This is a genomic window from Halomonas sp. AOP7-E1-9 (genome assembly GCF_052376035.1).
GTDB lineage: Bacteria > Pseudomonadota > Gammaproteobacteria > Pseudomonadales > Halomonadaceae > Vreelandella > Vreelandella citrativorans.
This window is the reverse complement of sequence record NZ_JBQSVC010000010.1, coordinates 95,951-111,158: the sequence shown is the minus strand read 5'-3', so window position 1 is coordinate 111,158 and position 15,208 is coordinate 95,951. Positions and strand designations below refer to the sequence as shown.

Genomic DNA, 15,208 nt, shown 5'->3' with positions numbered 1-15,208 from the left:
AAAAAAAACCGACCCAGCTGGGTCGGTTTTCATTCTGCTTTAAAGAGGCAGCAACTAAAGATTTACTCTTCAGCAGCGGCTTCTTCAGCAACCGGACGGTCTACTAGCTCAACGTACGCCATAGGCGCGTTGTCGCCGGTGCGGAAACCGCACTTGAGAATACGGATGTAGCCACCCGGACGCTCGGCGTAACGCGGACCCAGCTCATTGAACAGCTTGCCAACGGCTTCTTTGGAACGTGTGCGAGAGAACGCCAAACGACGGTTCGCAACGCTATCCTGCTTGGCTAAGGTGATCAGCGGCTCGATAACGCGACGCAGTTCCTTGGCCTTGGGCAGGGTTGTCTTGATGACTTCATGTTCGACCAGCGAGACAGACATGTTCTTGAACATGGCCTGACGATGCGAGCTGGTGCGATTCAGATGACGACCACTCTTACGATGACGCATGGTTGTAATTCCTTACCAAACTGGGACTCAAGTCGACACTCACGCGGTGGCCTTGTCGTCCTTCAGGCTAGCGGGCGGCCAATTTTCCAACCGCATGCCGAGGGACAAGCCGCGCGCCGCCAAAACGTCCTTGATTTCATTCAAGGATTTTTTACCGAGGTTCGGTGTCTTCAACAGCTCAACTTCTGTGCGCTGGATAAGATCACCGATATAGTAAATATTCTCGGCTTTTAGGCAGTTCGCGCTGCGAACGGTCAACTCAAGATCGTCTACGGGGCGCAATAGGATTGGATCAACGTGATCTTCTTCCTCTTCGACTTCCTGCTCTTTATCAGCTTCAAGGTCGACGAAGGCGGCCAGCTGCTCTTGCAGAATGGTCGCACTGCGACGGATAGCCTCTTCCGGATCCAAAGTACCGTCGGTTTCCAGATCGATAATCAGCTTATCGAGGTCGGTGCGCTGCTCAACACGAGCGGCTTCAACCGAGTAGGAAACGCGGCGGACAGGGCTGAAGGTGGCATCCAGCTGCAGGCGGCCAATAGCACGGGTCTCTTCATCAGAGCCACGGGCGTCAGCCGGTTCGTAGCCACGACCCAGCGCTACCTTAAGCTGAATTTTCAGCTCGGCACCTTCATTGACGTGTGCAATGACGTGGTCCGGGTTGACGATTTCGACGCTATGATCAAGCGCAATGTCGCCAGCAGTGACGACGGCTGGGCCCTGCTTGTTCAGCGAGAGCACCGCCTCATCGCGGCTGTGCATCTTGATCGCAACATCTTTCAAGTTCAGGAGGATTTCGATGACATCTTCCTGCACCCCTTCGAGCGCACTGTACTCGTGCTCTACACCCGCAATTTCAGCCTCTACCACGGCAGCGCCGGGCATAGACGAAAGCAGAATGCGACGCAGTGCATTCCCCAGGGTGTGACCAAAACCACGCTCGAACGGTTCGAGAACGATTTTGGCATGATGTGCGCTGATTTCTTCGACCTTGATGTCGCGAGGACGAAGAAACTCTGTCACTGAACGCTGCATATGAACACCTTTCAGGCTGCCAAACGGATACTGAGTTCTTAAGAACCGTACTCAAGAGCATCTGGGCGGTTAGCTTTGCTATCCCGCCCAGGCTTCAAGAAGCAGATTAATTAACGCCGCTTACTTGGAGTACAGCTCGACGATCAGGTTTTCGTTGATGTCGGCAGTCAGGTCACCGCGTTCAGGCAGAGCCTTGAAAGTGCCTTCCATCTTCTTGGCGTCGATTTCAATCCAGAGGATATCGCCACGGTTGGCCGCAATGGTCAACGCGTTTTGAATACGTGCCTGATTCTTCGCCTTTTCGCGAATAGCAACAACGTCACCCGGCTTCACTTGGTAGGAAGCAACGTTAACGGTGCGGCCGTTCACGGAAATCGCCTTGTGGCTAACGAGCTGACGCGCTTCAGAGCGAGTCGAGCCGAAACCCATACGGTAGACGACGTTATCCAGTCGGGATTCAAGCAACTGCAACAATACTTCACCGGTCGCACCTTTCAGGCGAGCAGCTTCTTTGTAGTAGTTACGGAACTGTTTTTCGAGTACGCCATACATGCGACGTACTTTTTGCTTCTCACGAAGCTGCAAGCCGTAGTCTGAAAGACGCTGACGACGCTGGCCGTGTACACCCGGGATTTGCTCGGATTTACACTTTTTCTCGAAGGGAGTCACGCCACTCTTCAAAAAGAGATCGGTGCCTTCACGACGAGACAGTTTGCACTTCGGTCCAATATAACGAGCCATGAATCTGTCTCCTTAAACGCGGCGTTTCTTAGGCGGACGGCAGCCATTATGGGGAATGGGCGTCGCGTCTACGATGCTTTGCACGCGGAAGCCTGCGGCATTGAGTGCGCGCACGGCGGATTCACGACCGGGACCTGGGCCTTTAACCAGTACGTCTACGTTTTTCACACCATACTCGGCTGCAGCAGTCGCTGCACGCTCGCTTGCTACTTGAGCAGCGAACGGGGTGCTCTTGCGAGAACCACGAAAACCCGAACCACCGGCAGTTGCCCAAGAAAGAGCATTGCCCTGGCGGTCTGTGATCGTCACGATCGTGTTGTTAAAAGAGGCATGGATATGCGCAACGGCGTCCACTACCTGCTTTTTAACCTTTTTACGGTTACTACGCGGGTTAGCCATGTTGATGTCTATTCCTGTCTTTACGCCAGAACGTGCGTGTTATTTGCGGATCGGCTTACGCGGGCCCTTACGGGTGCGCGCGTTAGTCTTGGTCCGCTGACCACGCAGCGGAAGACTACGACGATGACGCAGACCACGGTAGCAGCCTAAGTCCATGAGACGCTTAATGTTCAGCGTAACATCACGACGAAGGTCGCCTTCTACGGTGTACTTACCAACTTCAGAACGCAGGGTATCCAGCTCTTCGCCAGATAGGTCCTGGATCTTGGTAGTCAGCGCGATACCGGCAGCAGCACAGATATGCTGCGCGCGAGTACGGCCAATCCCGAAGATATAGGTCAGCGAGATCGCCGCATGCTTGTTGTCCGGGATATTGACGCCTGCAATACGGGCCATCAGCTTACTCCGAAATTTGAGCGGCTTGCTCGTTTATTCATCTACAAAAGGCGCAACAGCATACCCCTTTAAATGCCCTAAGGCAAGGGGTATGCCGAACACCCACTTAAAACAACGTAGGAATTAACCCTGACGCTGCTTGTGCCGTGGTTCGATGCAGATGACGCGAACAGCGCCATTGCGACGAATGATCTTACAGTTACGGCACATTTTCTTTACGGAAGCTCGAACTTTCATCGTTCTTTCTCCAAAAACGGCTCGCGGCGCGCCAATCGTAAGGCGGCGCCTCAGCGCATGATGCCGCCGCTACCGTAGCCTTTCAGGTTGGACTTCTTCATCACCGAGTCATACTGATGCGACATGAGGTGTGACTGCACCTGAGCCATGAAGTCCATGATGACCACCACCACGATCAGGAGCGAGGTGCCGCCAAAAAAGAATGGCACATTCCACGCAACGATCAGGAACTGGGGCATCAAGGAAACCGCAGTGATATACAGGGCACCGAACAAAGTCAGACGCGTCATGACTTTGTCGATATAGCGAGCGGTCTGCTCGCCGGGGCGAATGCCCGGCAGGAACGCACCTGACTTTTTCAAATTGTCAGCTACATCCTTCGGATTGAAGACCAGCGCTGTGTAAAAGAAGCAGAAGAATACCACTGCCGCCGCGAAAAGCAAGATGTAAAGCGGTTGCCCAGGGGCTAATGCTTGTGATGCACGCTGTAACCACTCCATACCTTCACCTGCACCTACCCACTGACCAATAGAAGCCGGGAAGAGTAGGATACTGGACGCGAAGATCGCAGGAATAACACCCGCCATATTCACTTTCAAAGGCAGGTAGCTGCTTTGGCCTGCATACATCTTGTTGCCAACCTGGCGACGTGGGTAGTTCACTTTCAAGCGGCGTTGACCGCGCTCAATGAACACCACAAACGCGACGGTGGCAATACCTAGCACTGACAGCGCTAACAGCGGAAGGACATTCCAGGCCCCTTCGTTACGAGCAAGTTCAAACGCTTGCCCCACGGCACTGGGCAGCCCAGCGACGATACCAGCGAAGATCAGCAACGAAATACCGTTGCCGATGCCCTTCTCGGTAATCTGCTCACCTAGCCACATCATAAACACCGCGCCTGACACAAACGTAATCACGGCGGTGAAATAGAAGCTGAAGTCAGCGCTGTAAGCGATGCCTTGGCTAGCCAGACCGACCGACATACCGGTAGCCTGGACAAGAGCCAGTATCACCGTGCCGTAGCGGGTGTACTGGCTAATCTTGCGGCGGCCGGACTCACCTTCCTTCTTGAGCTGTTCAAGATGGGGTGAGACCGCAGTCATCAGCTGCATGATAATCGACGCAGAAATATAAGGCATTATGCCCAAAGCGAGGACGCTCATGCGCTCCAGGGCGCCACCCGAGAACATGTTAAACATGCCCAGGATGGTGCCCTGTTGCTCCCTAAACAAGGCAGCAAGCTGGTCAGGATTGATACCGGGAACGGGAATGTGGGCACCGATACGGTACACCACGATGGCGAGGAGCACGAAGCGCAAACGCGCCCACAGTTCACTCAGACCGCTGCCCATCGCCGGCATATTTCCTGACTTGGCCATTTAGTCCTCTACCTTGCCGCCAGCAGCTTCGATCGCTTCACGGGCACCTTTGGTGACCTTGATTCCACGAACGGTAACTGCCTTGTTCAGTTCGCCTGAAAGGATGATTTTCGCGTGTAGCGTTGCATCCTTCAGCACGTTGGCTTGCTTCAGTGTTTCCATAGTGACTTCGTCACCGGAAACCTTGGCAAGTTCAGCCAGGCGTATTTCTTCAGAGACCAATGATTTAGCAGACGTAAAACCGAATTTCGGCAAACGACGCTGCATGGGCATCTGACCGCCTTCGAAACCAGGCTTGACGCTACCGCCACTGCGTGATTTCTGACCTTTGTGACCACGGCCGCCGGTCTTACCAAGACCGGAACCGATACCACGACCAACGCGCTTTTCAGCGGGTTTGGAGCCCGGGGCCGGGCTTAAGGTATTAAGTTTCATGGATTACTCTCCCTCAACACGCACAAGGTAATTTACCTTGTGGATCATGCCGCGAACGGCAGGGGTGTCTTCCAGTTCAACCGAGTGACCGATGCGACGCAGGCCCAGGCCTTTCATAGTAGCCTTGTGCTTGGGCAAAACGCCGATGGTGCTGCGGATCTGGGTAACCTTGATCGTTGCTGCCATGGTGCCTTACCCCGTGATCGCGTCGACAGACAGACCGCGCTTGGCGGCGATGTCTTCCGGTGCATGCATAGCAGAGAGACCTTTAACAGTCGCTCGTACCACGTTAACCGGGTTGGTGGAACCGTAGCACTTGGCCAGTACATCGTGGACGCCAGCAAGCTCTAATACAGAGCGCATAGCACCACCGGCGATGATACCGGTACCTTCGGAGGCTGGCTGCATGTAGACCTTGGAAGCACCGTGACGGGCTTTCACAGGGTACTGCAGCGTGTTGCCTGCAAGGTTAACCTTGACCATGTTGCGACGAGCCTGGTCCATTGCTTTCTGAATTGCGACCGGCACTTCACGCGCCTTGCCACGACCGAAACCAACACGACCTTTACCATCACCTACGACGGTCAGCGCGGTGAAGCCGAAAATACGACCACCCTTGACCACCTTGGCGACGCGGTTAACCTGCACTAACTTCTCTTGCAGATCACCGTTTTGCTGTTCGTTCTTCGCCATCGTAAAACCCTTTAGAATTCCAGGCCGCCTTCACGAGCGGCGTCGGCCAGAGCCTTGACGCGACCGTGATACTTAAAGCCAGCACGGTCGAAGGCCACCTGGGTGATGCCTGCTTCTTTAGCGCGTTCAGCAATCAGAGCACCGACCTTGGAGGCCGCATCTGAGTTACCGGTCGCACCCTCGCGCAGTGCTTTGTCCAGCGTTGAAGCGCTGGCCAACACTTTGCCACCATCCGGCGAGATAATCTGCGCGTAGATGTGACGCGGGGTACGGTTGACGCACAGGCGATACACGCCCAGCTCGCGGATCTTGGCGCGAGCACGGCGGGCACGACGGAGACGAGATTCTTTCTTCGCGTTCATAACCCTGCCTTACTTCTTCTTGGCTTCTTTGCGACGCACCTGCTCGTCGGCGTACCGAACACCCTTGCCTTTATACGGCTCAGGCGGACGGAAAGCGCGGATTTCCGCGGCGCACTGACCGAGCATCTGCTTATCCGCGCTTTTCAGCACGATCACGGTGTTTTTCGGCGTTTCCGCTGTGACACCTTTCGGCAGTTCGTAGTCGACCGGGTGCGAGAAGCCCAGTGAAAGATTGAGCGTCTGGCCCTTAGCTTGGGCACGATAACCGACGCCAACAATTTCGAGAGTTTTTGTGAAACCCTCGGATACGCCCGTTACCAGGTTCTGAACCAAGGCGCGGGTAGTACCGGCCATTGCCCAGCTCTTGGCAGATTCGCTCGGGGCGAAGGTCAGCTGGCCATCTTCTTGACCAATCACCACGTCCTGGTGAATGGGCAGTGACAGCGTGCCTTGGCCGCCTTTGGCGGTCAGCTGGCTAGCATCGATTTTGATCTCGACACCAGCAGGCACTTTAACCGGATATTTCGCTATGCGGGACATTCCAGCCTCCTAGAATACGGTGCAGATGACTTCGCCACCTACACCCGCCTGGCGTGCGGCACGAGCGGTCATGACACCATTAGAGGTGGTGACAATCGCGATGCCCAGACCATCGGCAACCTTGGGCAGGTTGTCCTTGCCCTTGTACTGACGCAAAGACGGCTTGGAAACCCGCTGAATGTGCTCAATGACCGGCTTACCCTCAAAGTACTTGAGAGTCACGGTTAGTGCAGGCTTAACGCCTTCATCAACCGCAAAGTCGGTAATGTAGCCTTCTTCCTTTAGCACGCGGGCCACTTCCACTTTCAACTTGGAAGACGGCATGACTGCCGTCTCCTTGGTGGCCATCTGCGCATTGCGGATACGGGTAAACATATCCGCCAGAGTGTCTTGCATGCTCATTTAATGTGCGCTCCTGATGATTCTACGTGGCGTTACCAGCTGGACTTTTTCAGACCAGGGACGTCGCCACGCATGGCGGCTTCACGCAGCTTGTTGCGGCCAAGGCCGAACTTGTTGTAAAAACCGTGCGGACGACCCGTGATGCGGCAGCGGTTACGCTGACGTACCGGGCTTGAGTCGCGCGGCAGTTGCTGCAGCTTCAGCGTCGCCTCGAAGCGCTCTTCCTCAGACGTATTCACGCTTGAGATGATTGCCTTGAGCTCAGTACGCTTGGCCGCATACTTCTCGACCAGCTGCGTACGCTTGAGCTCACGCTCTACCATACTTTTCTTAGCCATGATCCAACCCTTATTTCTTAAACGGGAAGTTCAGTGACGCTAGCAGCGCACGACCTTCCTCGTCGGTGTTGGCAGTAGTAGTGATAGTGACGTCCAGCCCCCGAATGCGATCGATTTTATCATACTCGATCTCCGGGAAGATGATCTGCTCACGCACACCCATGGAGTAGTTGCCGCGACCGTCAAAAGACTTCGGGTTAAGACCACGGAAGTCACGCACGCGAGGAATCGCAATGTTAACCAGACGGTTCAAAAAGTCCCACATACGCTCACCGCGCAGCGTTACCTTGACACCAATCGGCCAACCTTCGCGCACCTTGAAGCCCGCGATGGACTTACGTGCTTTGGTCACCAGCGGCTTTTGACCGGACAATTTCTCCAGGTCACCGACGGCATTGTCGATCAGCTTTTTATCACTAACCGCTTCACCGATACCCATGTTCAGAGTCACTTTCGTGATCCGTGGTATCTGCATAACGTTGTTGTAGCTGAACTGCTCTTTGAGTTGAGCTACGACCTCGTTTTGATAACGTTCTTTCAAGTTCGCCATTTTGCTACCCGACTCGCGTTAGGCGTCGATCTGCGTCTGCGTCGACTTGTAGATACGTACCTTGGTACCGTCTTCCTTAACTTGGAAGCCGACGCGATCCGCCTTACCGGTCTCCGAATTGAAGATGGCTACGTTGGACGCGTGAATCGGAGCCTCACGCTCGACGATACCGCCCTGATTTCCCGCCATGGGATTCGGCTTGGTGTGACGTTTAATCATGTTCACACCCGATACCACGAAGCGGTTTTCTAATACCCGCTTAACGGTACCACGTTTGCCTTTATCCTTCCCGGCGATGACGATGACTTCATCGTCACGTTTGATCTTTTGCATATCCGCCTCGCTCCTTACAGCACTTCAGGCGCTAGGGAAATGATCTTCATGAACTTCTCATTACGAAGCTCACGAGTAACCGGCCCGAAGATGCGCGTGCCGATCGGCTGTTCGTTGGTGTTATTCAACAAAACCGCCGCATTTCCATCGAAACGGATCAGCGAACCGTCACTACGACGGACGCCACTACGGGTGCGAACCACTACCGCTTTCATGACTTGGCCTTTTTTGACCTTGCCACGCGGAATAGCTTCTTTCACCGTTACCTTAATGACGTCACCAACGCGGGCGTAGCGACGGTGTGAACCGCCTAGCACCTTGATGCACTGCACCCGGCGCGCTCCGCTGTTGTCGGCGACATCCAGCATTGTCTGAGTCTGAATCATCGGTTTTCTCCAAACCTAATCTGACTGCACTGATCGGCAGACTTTAGGTAATTAACCCTTAGCCTGCTCAACCACCTCGACCAGCGTCCAGGCTTTCTTTTTGGAAAGCGGACGGCACTCCTGAATGGAAACCGTATCGCCTGCCTTAGCCTGGTTCGCCTCATCATGGGCGTGCAGCTTGGTGGAGCGCTTAACGTATTTTCCGTAGATCGGGTGACGTTCACGACGCTCGATCATAACGACGATGGATTTATCCATCTTGTCGCTCACCACCTTACCGGTGAGCGTACGGGTTTTTTTCTCTTCGGCCATCTCAATCACCTGCCTTCTCGTTGAGCACAGTCTTAACGCGGGCGATATCCCGACGGACCTGCTTGAGCAGATGAGTCTGGCTCAGTTGGCCAGTGGCCTTCTGCATGCGCAGGTTAAACTGCTCGCGGAGTAGCTCGAGGAGCTGCTCTTTGAGCTCTCCTGCTGACTTTTCACGAATTTCCTGGGCTTTCATCACATCACCGTCCGTTTCGCAAAGGTGGTGGATAAGGGCATCTTCTGTGCGGCCAGTTCAAACGCTTCACGGGCCAGCTCTTCGGATACGCCTTCAATTTCGTACAGGACCCGACCCGGTTGGATCTGGGCTACCCAGTACTCAACAGAACCTTTACCTTTACCCATACGAACTTCGAGCGGCTTCTTGGAAATCGGCTTATCAGGGAAAACGCGGATCCAGATTTTACCGCCACGCTTAACGTGACGTGTGATCGCACGACGGCCGGCTTCGATCTGACGCGCAGTGATGCGGCCGCGACCAGTAGCTTTCAGACCGTACTCCCCGAAGCTGATCTTGCTTCCGCGATGCGCTAGGCCACGGTTGCGGCCTTTCATCATCTTGCGGAATTTCATACGCTTGGGCTGTAACATCGACTCGCTCTCCCCTTACCTGGAACCTTTCTTCTTGGGCGCGTTGCCGGCAGGCTGCTGTTGCTTAGCCTTGGCACGTACTTCCTCGATACCGCCGAGGATTTCGCCCTTGAAGATCCACACTTTAACGCCGATGACGCCATAGGTGGTGTGAGCTTCGTAAGTGGCGTAGTCGATGTCCGCACGCAGAGTGTGCAGCGGAACGCGACCTTCGCGGTACCATTCGGTACGTGCGATTTCGGCACCACCAAGACGACCTGACAGCTGAATCTTGATGCCGCCAGCGCCAAGACGCATTGCGTTCTGTACCGCGCGCTTCATGGCACGACGGAACATGACGCGACGCTCAAGCTGACCCGCTACGTTAGCAGCGACTAGCTTGGCATCCAGCTCTGGCTTGCGAACTTCTTCGATGTTCACATGAACCGCAACGCCCATCATTTCGGTAAGATCGCGACGCAGACGGTCGACATCTTCACCTTTTTTACCAATCACGATACCCGGACGGGCAGTGTGAATGGTGATGCGGGCATTGTTAGCCGGACGCTCGATGTGAATGCGGCTTACGGAAGCGCTTTTAAGACGCTCTTCCAGGAAGCTGCGCACTTCGAGATCGTTATTGAGCTTATCGGCATAGGCGCCGCGCTCGGCATACCAGACAGAAGCATGGTCTTTGACGATGCCCAGTCGAATGCCTGTTGGATTGACTTTCTGACCCATCTGGTCGACTCCTACTTCTCGGCTACCTTGACGGTGATGTGGCAGGTGCGCTTCAAGATACGATCCGCACGGCCTTTGGCGCGCGGCTTGATACGCTTGAGCGTCATGCCCTCATCGACGCAGATGGTCGAGACACGCAGCTCGTCGATGTCCATGCCGTTATTTTCTTCCGCATTCGCGATGGCGGACTGAAGCACTTTCTTGACCAGTTTGGCAGCCTTCTTCGGTGAGAAGGTCAGCAGGTCAATAGCTTCGGCGACCGGTTTACCGCGCACCTGGTCAGCCACCAAACGGGCCTTCTGTGCGGATAAAGCAGCGCCACTCAGCTTAGCTGTGACTTCCATCTCTAAATCCTCTCTGGCTTACCGTTTGGCTTTCTTGTCCGCCACATGCCCGCGATATGTGCGAGTAGCAGCGAATTCGCCAAGTTTATGACCCACCATTTCCTCGGAGACGTGCACCGGGACATGCTGGCGTCCGTTATGGACCGCAATAGTCAGACCTACCATATTGGGCAGGATCATCGAACGACGCGACCAGGTCTTGATCGGTTTACGGTCGTTCTTCTCCACTGCAGCCTCTACCTTCTTCAAAAGATGAAGGTCAATGAAGGGACCTTTCTTTAGTGAACGTGGCACAGCCGTTACCTCTTAAGTTCTTGGCAATTTCGATTAACGCGTCTTGTTACGACGACGGATAATCAGCTTGTCGGTGCGCTTGTTCTTACGCGTCTTGTGACCCTTAGTCGGCATGCCCCACGGGGATACCGGGTGACGACCACCGCTAGAGCGGCCTTCACCACCACCGTGCGGGTGGTCTACCGGGTTCATCGCGACACCGCGAACAGTCGGACGCACGCCTCTCCAGCGCTTCGCACCGGCCTTGCCAAGTTGACGCAGGCTGTGCTCGGAGTTGCTCACTTCACCCAGCGTTGCGCGGCACTCAGCCAGGATCTTACGCATTTCGCCAGAGCGAAGACGCAAGGTGGCGTAGTTACCTTCACGAGCAACCAGCTGAGCGCTAGTACCGGCACTGCGAGCAATCTGCGCGCCTTTACCCGGCTTCAGTTCGATACCGTGAACGGTAGAACCAAGCGGAATGTTGCGCAGCGGCAAGGCATTGCCTTTTTTGATGGGCGCGTTGACACCAGATTCCAGCACGTCACCCGCGCTGACACCTTTCGGTGCAATGATGTAACGACGCTCGCCATCTGCATATTTCAATAGTGCAATATGCGCGCTACGGTTCGGATCGTGCTCAAGACGCTCAACAGTGGCTGGAATGCCATCTTTGGTGCGTTTGAAGTCGATCAAACGGTAGTGCTGACGGTGACCACCGCCCACGTGGCGGGTGGTGATGCGACCGTTATTATTACGGCCACCGGACTTGGACTGTTTTTCCAAAAGCGGTGCATACGCACGGCCCTTGTACAGCCCCTCGCCAACGATCTTGACGACGTGGCGACGACCGGCGGATGTGGGTTTGGTCTTGACGATTGCCATTATCCGTACTCCTGCCCTTATTCGGCGCCAGAGAAGTCTTCGAGCGTTTCACCCGCAGCCAGGGTCACATACGCTTTGCGGTAACCCTTACGCAGGCCAACGCCGTGTGCAGTACGTTTGGTTTTACCCTTAACGTTCAACACTTGAACGCTGCCGACCTGTTTGCCGAACAGTATTTCAACGGCTTTCTTGATCTCGGGCTTGGTAGCATCAGATGCCACCTTGAAAACGTACTGGTTGCGCTCTGCAGCCATCGCGGCCTTTTCGGTCACGTGCGGTCCAAGCAGAACCTTGAATACGCGTTCCTGGTTCATGCCAGCTTCTCCTCGAATTTACGCAGGGCGGAGACGGTGACCAGGACCTTATCAAAGGCAACCAGGCTCACCGGGTCAGCTGCCGCGACATCCACCACGTCAACGTGGGGAAGGTTGCGTGCGGCTAGATAGAGCGTTTCGTCCATTTCTTCAGTGACGATCAACACTTTCTCAAGGTTGAGCTCTTTCAGCTTGGCAGCTACCTGCTTGGTCTTGGGCGCTTCGACGCTGAACTCTTCAATTGCGACTAAACGCTCTTGACGGACAAGTTCAGACAGGATGGAGCGCATCGCCGAGCGGTACATTTTGCGGTTAACCTTCTGGGTATAGTCTTGCGGACGTGCCGCGAAGGTTACGCCGCCACTGCGCCACAGCGGAGAACGGATGGTACCAGCACGTGCACGACCGGTACCTTTCTGACGCCACGGTTTTTTACCACCACCGCGAACATCGGAACGGCTCTTTTGAGCGCTAGTACCTTGACGGCCACCAGCCAAATAGGCGGTAACAACCTGGTGAACTAGCGCTTCGTTGAATTCTTTGCCAAAAGTGGCGTCGGCTACTTCAACGGTACCCGTGCCTGCAGCAAGATTCAGATTCATTGGTAATTATCCCCTTCAGCCAGCTTTCACGGCGCTGCGAACGATAACGTCGCTGCCGGGTGCTCCCGGTACGGCGCCCTTGATCAGCAGCAGGTTACGCTCGGCGTCAACACGGACGATCTCAAGGCTCTGTACGGTGCAACGGGCGTTACCCATTTGACCGGCCATTTTCTTGCCTTTAAATACGCGACCAGGTGTTTGACACATGCCGATAGAACCCGGCGCGCGGTGCGACAGGGAGTTACCATGGCTGTTGTCTTGGGTACGGAAGTTCCAGCGCTTAACAGCACCCTGGAAGCCTTTACCCTTAGAGGTGCCGGTCACGTCGATCATTTGACCAGCTTCGAAGAGGGATACGGTGAGCTCGCCACCCACTTCTGGAGCTTCTTCGCCTTCTGCAAGGCGGAATTCCATCAGTGAACGACCAGCCTCAACACCCGCTTTGGCAAACTGACCAGCCTGCGCTTTGGTGAGGTGTTTGGCTTTACGAGAACCTGTAGTGATCTGAACCGCTGCGTAGCCGTCAGACTCAATGGTCTTAACGCGCGTCACACGATTAGGATCAACTTCAATAACGGTCACGGGCACGGATGCGCCATCTTCGGTAAAGACACGGGTCATCCCGGCCTTTGTACCGACTAAACCGATAGTCATACTCAGTCTCCTATAGTGTACGGGGCTATCACCCGCTATGGCTGCCCTTTCCAGAGCATTCCACTAGCACATTGTGTGGCGCCTCACGGCGCGGCGGCTGCTGTTCATGCGATAAATGATGAACGCTGGGCCGCAAGTGTCTAGTGTAATTAGTTGAGTTTGATTTGCACGTCTACGCCAGCGGCGAGATCAAGCTTCATCAACGCATCAACTGTTTTTTCAGTTGGCTCAACGATGTCGAGCACACGCTTGTGCGTACGAATCTCATACTGATCACGCGCATCCTTATTGACGTGCGGTGAAACCAGGATGGTGTAACGCTCGCGGTTGGTCGGCAGCGGGATCGGCCCACGAACCTGAGCACCAGTACGCTTAGCGGTTTCAACAATCTCCGCTGTGGACTGGTCGATCAGGCGATGGTCGAACGCTTTCAACCGAATGCGAATCTTTTGGTTCTGCATTTGCCCTAAACTCCAATGGATGTCGACGGCGCGAGCCGTCTACCCACGCATTCAAAGGATGCGCATTATAGGCACGCCAAAAGCCCATGTCAAACATTTGCTATTGGTGCGCAGAAAAGGGGGCTCGCGAGAGCCCCCTTCATCGATCAAGTAAATCGATTACTTAACGATTTTTGCCACAACGCCAGCACCAACGGTACGACCACCTTCGCGAATAGCGAAGCGCAGACCGTCGTCCATAGCGATCGGAGCAATCAAGGTAACAACCATCTGAACGTTGTCACCCGGCATTACCATTTCAACACCTTCCGGCAGTTCACAGGTACCGGTGATGTCAGTGGTACGGAAGTAGAACTGCGGACGGTAGCCCTTGAAGAAAGGCGTGTGACGACCACCTTCTTCTTTGGACAGTACGTAAACTTCGGCTTCAAACTCGGTGTGCGGATTGATAGTACCCGGCTTGGCCAGAACCTGACCACGCTCAACGTCATCACGCTTGGTACCACGAAGCAACGCACCAACGTTCTCACCTGCACGACCTTCGTCGAGCAGCTTACGGAACATTTCAACACCGGTAACGATAGTTTTGGTGGTCTCGCGGATACCCACGATCTCAACTTCGCTACCCGGATTGATAATACCGCGCTCTACACGACCGGTAACAACAGTACCACGGCCAGAGATAGAGAATACGTCTTCAATCGGCATCAGGAACGGCTGGTCGACAGCACGCTCCGGCTCAGGAATGTAAGCATCCAGAGCTTTGATCAGATTAGCAACGGCGGTAGTACCCATGCCGTTCTCATCTTCACCGTTCAGAGCCATCAGCGCTGAACCAGTGATGATCGGCGTGTCATCGCCCGGGAAGTCGTACTCGTCGAGGAGCTCACGAACTTCCATCTCAACCAGCTCAAGCAGCTCTTCGTCATCGACCATGTCCGCTTTATTCAGGAACACAACGATGTACGGAACGCCAACCTGGCGAGACAGCAGGATGTGCTCGCGCGTCTGCGGCATCGGGCCGTCAGCAGCAGAACATACCAGGATCGCGCCGTCCATCTGCGCAGCACCGGTGATCATGTTCTTGACGTAGTCAGCGTGCCCCGGGCAGTCAACGTGCGCGTAGTGACGCTCTTCAGACTGATATTCCACGTGGGAAGTCGCGATAGTGATACCACGCTCGCGCTCTTCAGGAGCGTTATCGATAGTATCAAATTCACGCCAATCGCCGCCGAAAACCTCAGCAGATACGCGGGTTAGGGCCGCAGTCAGAGTCGTTTTACCGTGGTCGACGTGACCGATGGTGCCGACGTTGACGTGCGGTTTGGAACGTTCGAATTTTTCCTTAGCCACTGCTAT

The 15,208-nt window shown here is 54.8% G+C and carries 29 protein-coding genes; all 29 read right to left on the bottom strand.

Annotated elements, in window-relative coordinates; genetic code table 11:
* Nucleotides 1-62: 62 nt before the first annotated feature.
* Nucleotides 63-449: a 50S ribosomal protein L17 gene (gene rplQ / locus ACT3R4_RS08310; RefSeq protein WP_018917717.1), complete on the bottom strand. Its 387-nt coding sequence runs from the start codon at nucleotides 447-449 to the stop codon at nucleotides 63-65.
* A 39-nt stretch (nucleotides 450-488) separates the two neighbouring features.
* Nucleotides 489-1,484 carry a DNA-directed RNA polymerase subunit alpha gene (locus ACT3R4_RS08305; protein WP_172117703.1) on the bottom strand — a complete coding sequence of 332 codons (996 nt, stop codon included), beginning with the start codon at nucleotides 1,482-1,484 and terminating at the stop codon, nucleotides 489-491.
* Between the two features lie 120 nt (nucleotides 1,485-1,604).
* Nucleotides 1,605-2,225 carry a 30S ribosomal protein S4 gene (rpsD, locus tag ACT3R4_RS08300; RefSeq protein WP_087108925.1) on the bottom strand — a complete coding sequence of 207 codons (621 nt, stop codon included), beginning with the start codon at nucleotides 2,223-2,225 and terminating at the stop codon, nucleotides 1,605-1,607.
* 12 nt (nucleotides 2,226-2,237) lie between these two features.
* On the bottom strand, nucleotides 2,238-2,624 hold the full coding sequence (gene rpsK / locus ACT3R4_RS08295; RefSeq protein ID WP_009099028.1) for a 30S ribosomal protein S11: 387 nt from the start codon (nucleotides 2,622-2,624) through the stop codon (nucleotides 2,238-2,240).
* Nucleotides 2,625-2,663: 39 nt separating this feature from the next.
* Nucleotides 2,664-3,020, bottom strand: a complete 357-nt coding sequence (rpsM, locus tag ACT3R4_RS08290; RefSeq protein ID WP_192536496.1) for a 30S ribosomal protein S13 — start codon at nucleotides 3,018-3,020, stop codon at nucleotides 2,664-2,666.
* Nucleotides 3,021-3,143: 123 nt separating this feature from the next.
* Nucleotides 3,144-3,257 carry a 50S ribosomal protein L36 gene (gene rpmJ / locus ACT3R4_RS08285; RefSeq protein ID WP_009099023.1) on the bottom strand — a complete coding sequence of 38 codons (114 nt, stop codon included), beginning with the start codon at nucleotides 3,255-3,257 and terminating at the stop codon, nucleotides 3,144-3,146.
* A 50-nt stretch (nucleotides 3,258-3,307) separates the two neighbouring features.
* Complete coding sequence (gene secY, locus ACT3R4_RS08280; RefSeq protein WP_087108929.1) at nucleotides 3,308-4,639, bottom strand: preprotein translocase subunit SecY; 1,332 nt, start codon at nucleotides 4,637-4,639, stop codon at nucleotides 3,308-3,310.
* Nucleotides 4,640-5,074 (bottom strand): 50S ribosomal protein L15, encoded by a 435-nt coding sequence (rplO, locus tag ACT3R4_RS08275; protein WP_193053640.1) that lies wholly within the window; start codon nucleotides 5,072-5,074, stop codon nucleotides 4,640-4,642. It lies immediately after the preceding gene.
* Between the two features lie 3 nt (nucleotides 5,075-5,077).
* Nucleotides 5,078-5,260, bottom strand: coding sequence for a 50S ribosomal protein L30 (rpmD, locus tag ACT3R4_RS08270; RefSeq protein WP_087108933.1), 183 nt, complete (start codon nucleotides 5,258-5,260; stop codon nucleotides 5,078-5,080).
* Between the two features lie 6 nt (nucleotides 5,261-5,266).
* On the bottom strand, nucleotides 5,267-5,767 hold the full coding sequence (gene rpsE, locus ACT3R4_RS08265) for a 30S ribosomal protein S5 (RefSeq protein WP_172117708.1): 501 nt from the start codon (nucleotides 5,765-5,767) through the stop codon (nucleotides 5,267-5,269).
* Nucleotides 5,768-5,778: 11 nt separating this feature from the next.
* On the bottom strand, nucleotides 5,779-6,129 hold the full coding sequence (gene rplR, locus ACT3R4_RS08260) for a 50S ribosomal protein L18 (protein WP_008959159.1): 351 nt from the start codon (nucleotides 6,127-6,129) through the stop codon (nucleotides 5,779-5,781).
* Nucleotides 6,130-6,138: 9 nt separating this feature from the next.
* Nucleotides 6,139-6,669, bottom strand: coding sequence for a 50S ribosomal protein L6 (gene rplF / locus ACT3R4_RS08255; RefSeq protein ID WP_193053641.1), 531 nt, complete (start codon nucleotides 6,667-6,669; stop codon nucleotides 6,139-6,141).
* 9 nt (nucleotides 6,670-6,678) lie between these two features.
* The gene (gene rpsH, locus ACT3R4_RS08250) at nucleotides 6,679-7,071 is read right to left on the bottom strand and encodes a 30S ribosomal protein S8 (protein WP_172117710.1); all 393 of its coding nucleotides are present in this window, start codon (nucleotides 7,069-7,071) and stop codon (nucleotides 6,679-6,681) included.
* A gap of 32 nt (nucleotides 7,072-7,103) precedes the next feature.
* Nucleotides 7,104-7,409, bottom strand: coding sequence for a 30S ribosomal protein S14 (gene rpsN / locus ACT3R4_RS08245; RefSeq protein WP_172117711.1), 306 nt, complete (start codon nucleotides 7,407-7,409; stop codon nucleotides 7,104-7,106).
* 10 nt (nucleotides 7,410-7,419) lie between these two features.
* Nucleotides 7,420-7,959, bottom strand: coding sequence for a 50S ribosomal protein L5 (gene rplE, locus ACT3R4_RS08240; protein WP_193053642.1), 540 nt, complete (start codon nucleotides 7,957-7,959; stop codon nucleotides 7,420-7,422).
* Nucleotides 7,960-7,977: 18 nt separating this feature from the next.
* On the bottom strand, nucleotides 7,978-8,292 hold the full coding sequence (gene rplX, locus ACT3R4_RS08235) for a 50S ribosomal protein L24 (RefSeq protein ID WP_009723895.1): 315 nt from the start codon (nucleotides 8,290-8,292) through the stop codon (nucleotides 7,978-7,980).
* A gap of 14 nt (nucleotides 8,293-8,306) precedes the next feature.
* Nucleotides 8,307-8,678 carry a 50S ribosomal protein L14 gene (gene rplN / locus ACT3R4_RS08230; RefSeq protein ID WP_172117712.1) on the bottom strand — a complete coding sequence of 124 codons (372 nt, stop codon included), beginning with the start codon at nucleotides 8,676-8,678 and terminating at the stop codon, nucleotides 8,307-8,309.
* A gap of 51 nt (nucleotides 8,679-8,729) precedes the next feature.
* Complete coding sequence (rpsQ, locus tag ACT3R4_RS08225; protein WP_009723897.1) at nucleotides 8,730-8,990, bottom strand: 30S ribosomal protein S17; 261 nt, start codon at nucleotides 8,988-8,990, stop codon at nucleotides 8,730-8,732.
* Nucleotide 8,991: 1 nt separating this feature from the next.
* The gene (gene rpmC, locus ACT3R4_RS08220) at nucleotides 8,992-9,183 is read right to left on the bottom strand and encodes a 50S ribosomal protein L29 (RefSeq protein WP_027337514.1); all 192 of its coding nucleotides are present in this window, start codon (nucleotides 9,181-9,183) and stop codon (nucleotides 8,992-8,994) included.
* Complete coding sequence (gene rplP / locus ACT3R4_RS08215; protein ID WP_007112000.1) at nucleotides 9,183-9,596, bottom strand: 50S ribosomal protein L16; 414 nt, start codon at nucleotides 9,594-9,596, stop codon at nucleotides 9,183-9,185. Before rplP ends, rpmC begins: the two co-directional genes overlap by 1 nt.
* 15 nt (nucleotides 9,597-9,611) lie before the next feature.
* Nucleotides 9,612-10,316: a 30S ribosomal protein S3 gene (gene rpsC, locus ACT3R4_RS08210; protein WP_193053643.1), complete on the bottom strand. Its 705-nt coding sequence runs from the start codon at nucleotides 10,314-10,316 to the stop codon at nucleotides 9,612-9,614.
* Nucleotides 10,317-10,327: 11 nt separating this feature from the next.
* Nucleotides 10,328-10,660 (bottom strand): 50S ribosomal protein L22, encoded by a 333-nt coding sequence (gene rplV, locus ACT3R4_RS08205; RefSeq protein ID WP_009723900.1) that lies wholly within the window; start codon nucleotides 10,658-10,660, stop codon nucleotides 10,328-10,330.
* An 18-nt stretch (nucleotides 10,661-10,678) separates the two neighbouring features.
* The gene (gene rpsS / locus ACT3R4_RS08200) at nucleotides 10,679-10,954 is read right to left on the bottom strand and encodes a 30S ribosomal protein S19 (protein ID WP_027337511.1); all 276 of its coding nucleotides are present in this window, start codon (nucleotides 10,952-10,954) and stop codon (nucleotides 10,679-10,681) included.
* 33 nt (nucleotides 10,955-10,987) lie between these two features.
* Nucleotides 10,988-11,818, bottom strand: a complete 831-nt coding sequence (gene rplB / locus ACT3R4_RS08195) for a 50S ribosomal protein L2 (RefSeq protein ID WP_193053644.1) — start codon at nucleotides 11,816-11,818, stop codon at nucleotides 10,988-10,990.
* A 17-nt stretch (nucleotides 11,819-11,835) separates the two neighbouring features.
* Nucleotides 11,836-12,132 (bottom strand): 50S ribosomal protein L23, encoded by a 297-nt coding sequence (gene rplW, locus ACT3R4_RS08190; RefSeq protein ID WP_087108950.1) that lies wholly within the window; start codon nucleotides 12,130-12,132, stop codon nucleotides 11,836-11,838.
* Nucleotides 12,129-12,734: a 50S ribosomal protein L4 gene (gene rplD, locus ACT3R4_RS08185; protein ID WP_441678394.1), complete on the bottom strand. Its 606-nt coding sequence runs from the start codon at nucleotides 12,732-12,734 to the stop codon at nucleotides 12,129-12,131. The genes rplW and rplD overlap by 4 nt, the downstream gene beginning before the upstream one ends.
* A 15-nt stretch (nucleotides 12,735-12,749) precedes the next feature.
* Nucleotides 12,750-13,388 carry a 50S ribosomal protein L3 gene (gene rplC / locus ACT3R4_RS08180; RefSeq protein WP_193053646.1) on the bottom strand — a complete coding sequence of 213 codons (639 nt, stop codon included), beginning with the start codon at nucleotides 13,386-13,388 and terminating at the stop codon, nucleotides 12,750-12,752.
* Between the two features lie 149 nt (nucleotides 13,389-13,537).
* Entirely contained in the window at nucleotides 13,538-13,849 is a 312-nt protein-coding gene (gene rpsJ / locus ACT3R4_RS08175; protein ID WP_087108956.1) for a 30S ribosomal protein S10, read from the bottom strand.
* Between the two features lie 159 nt (nucleotides 13,850-14,008).
* Complete coding sequence (gene tuf / locus ACT3R4_RS08170) at nucleotides 14,009-15,202, bottom strand: elongation factor Tu (RefSeq protein WP_172117716.1); 1,194 nt, start codon at nucleotides 15,200-15,202, stop codon at nucleotides 14,009-14,011.
* Nucleotides 15,203-15,208: the final 6 nt, after the last annotated feature.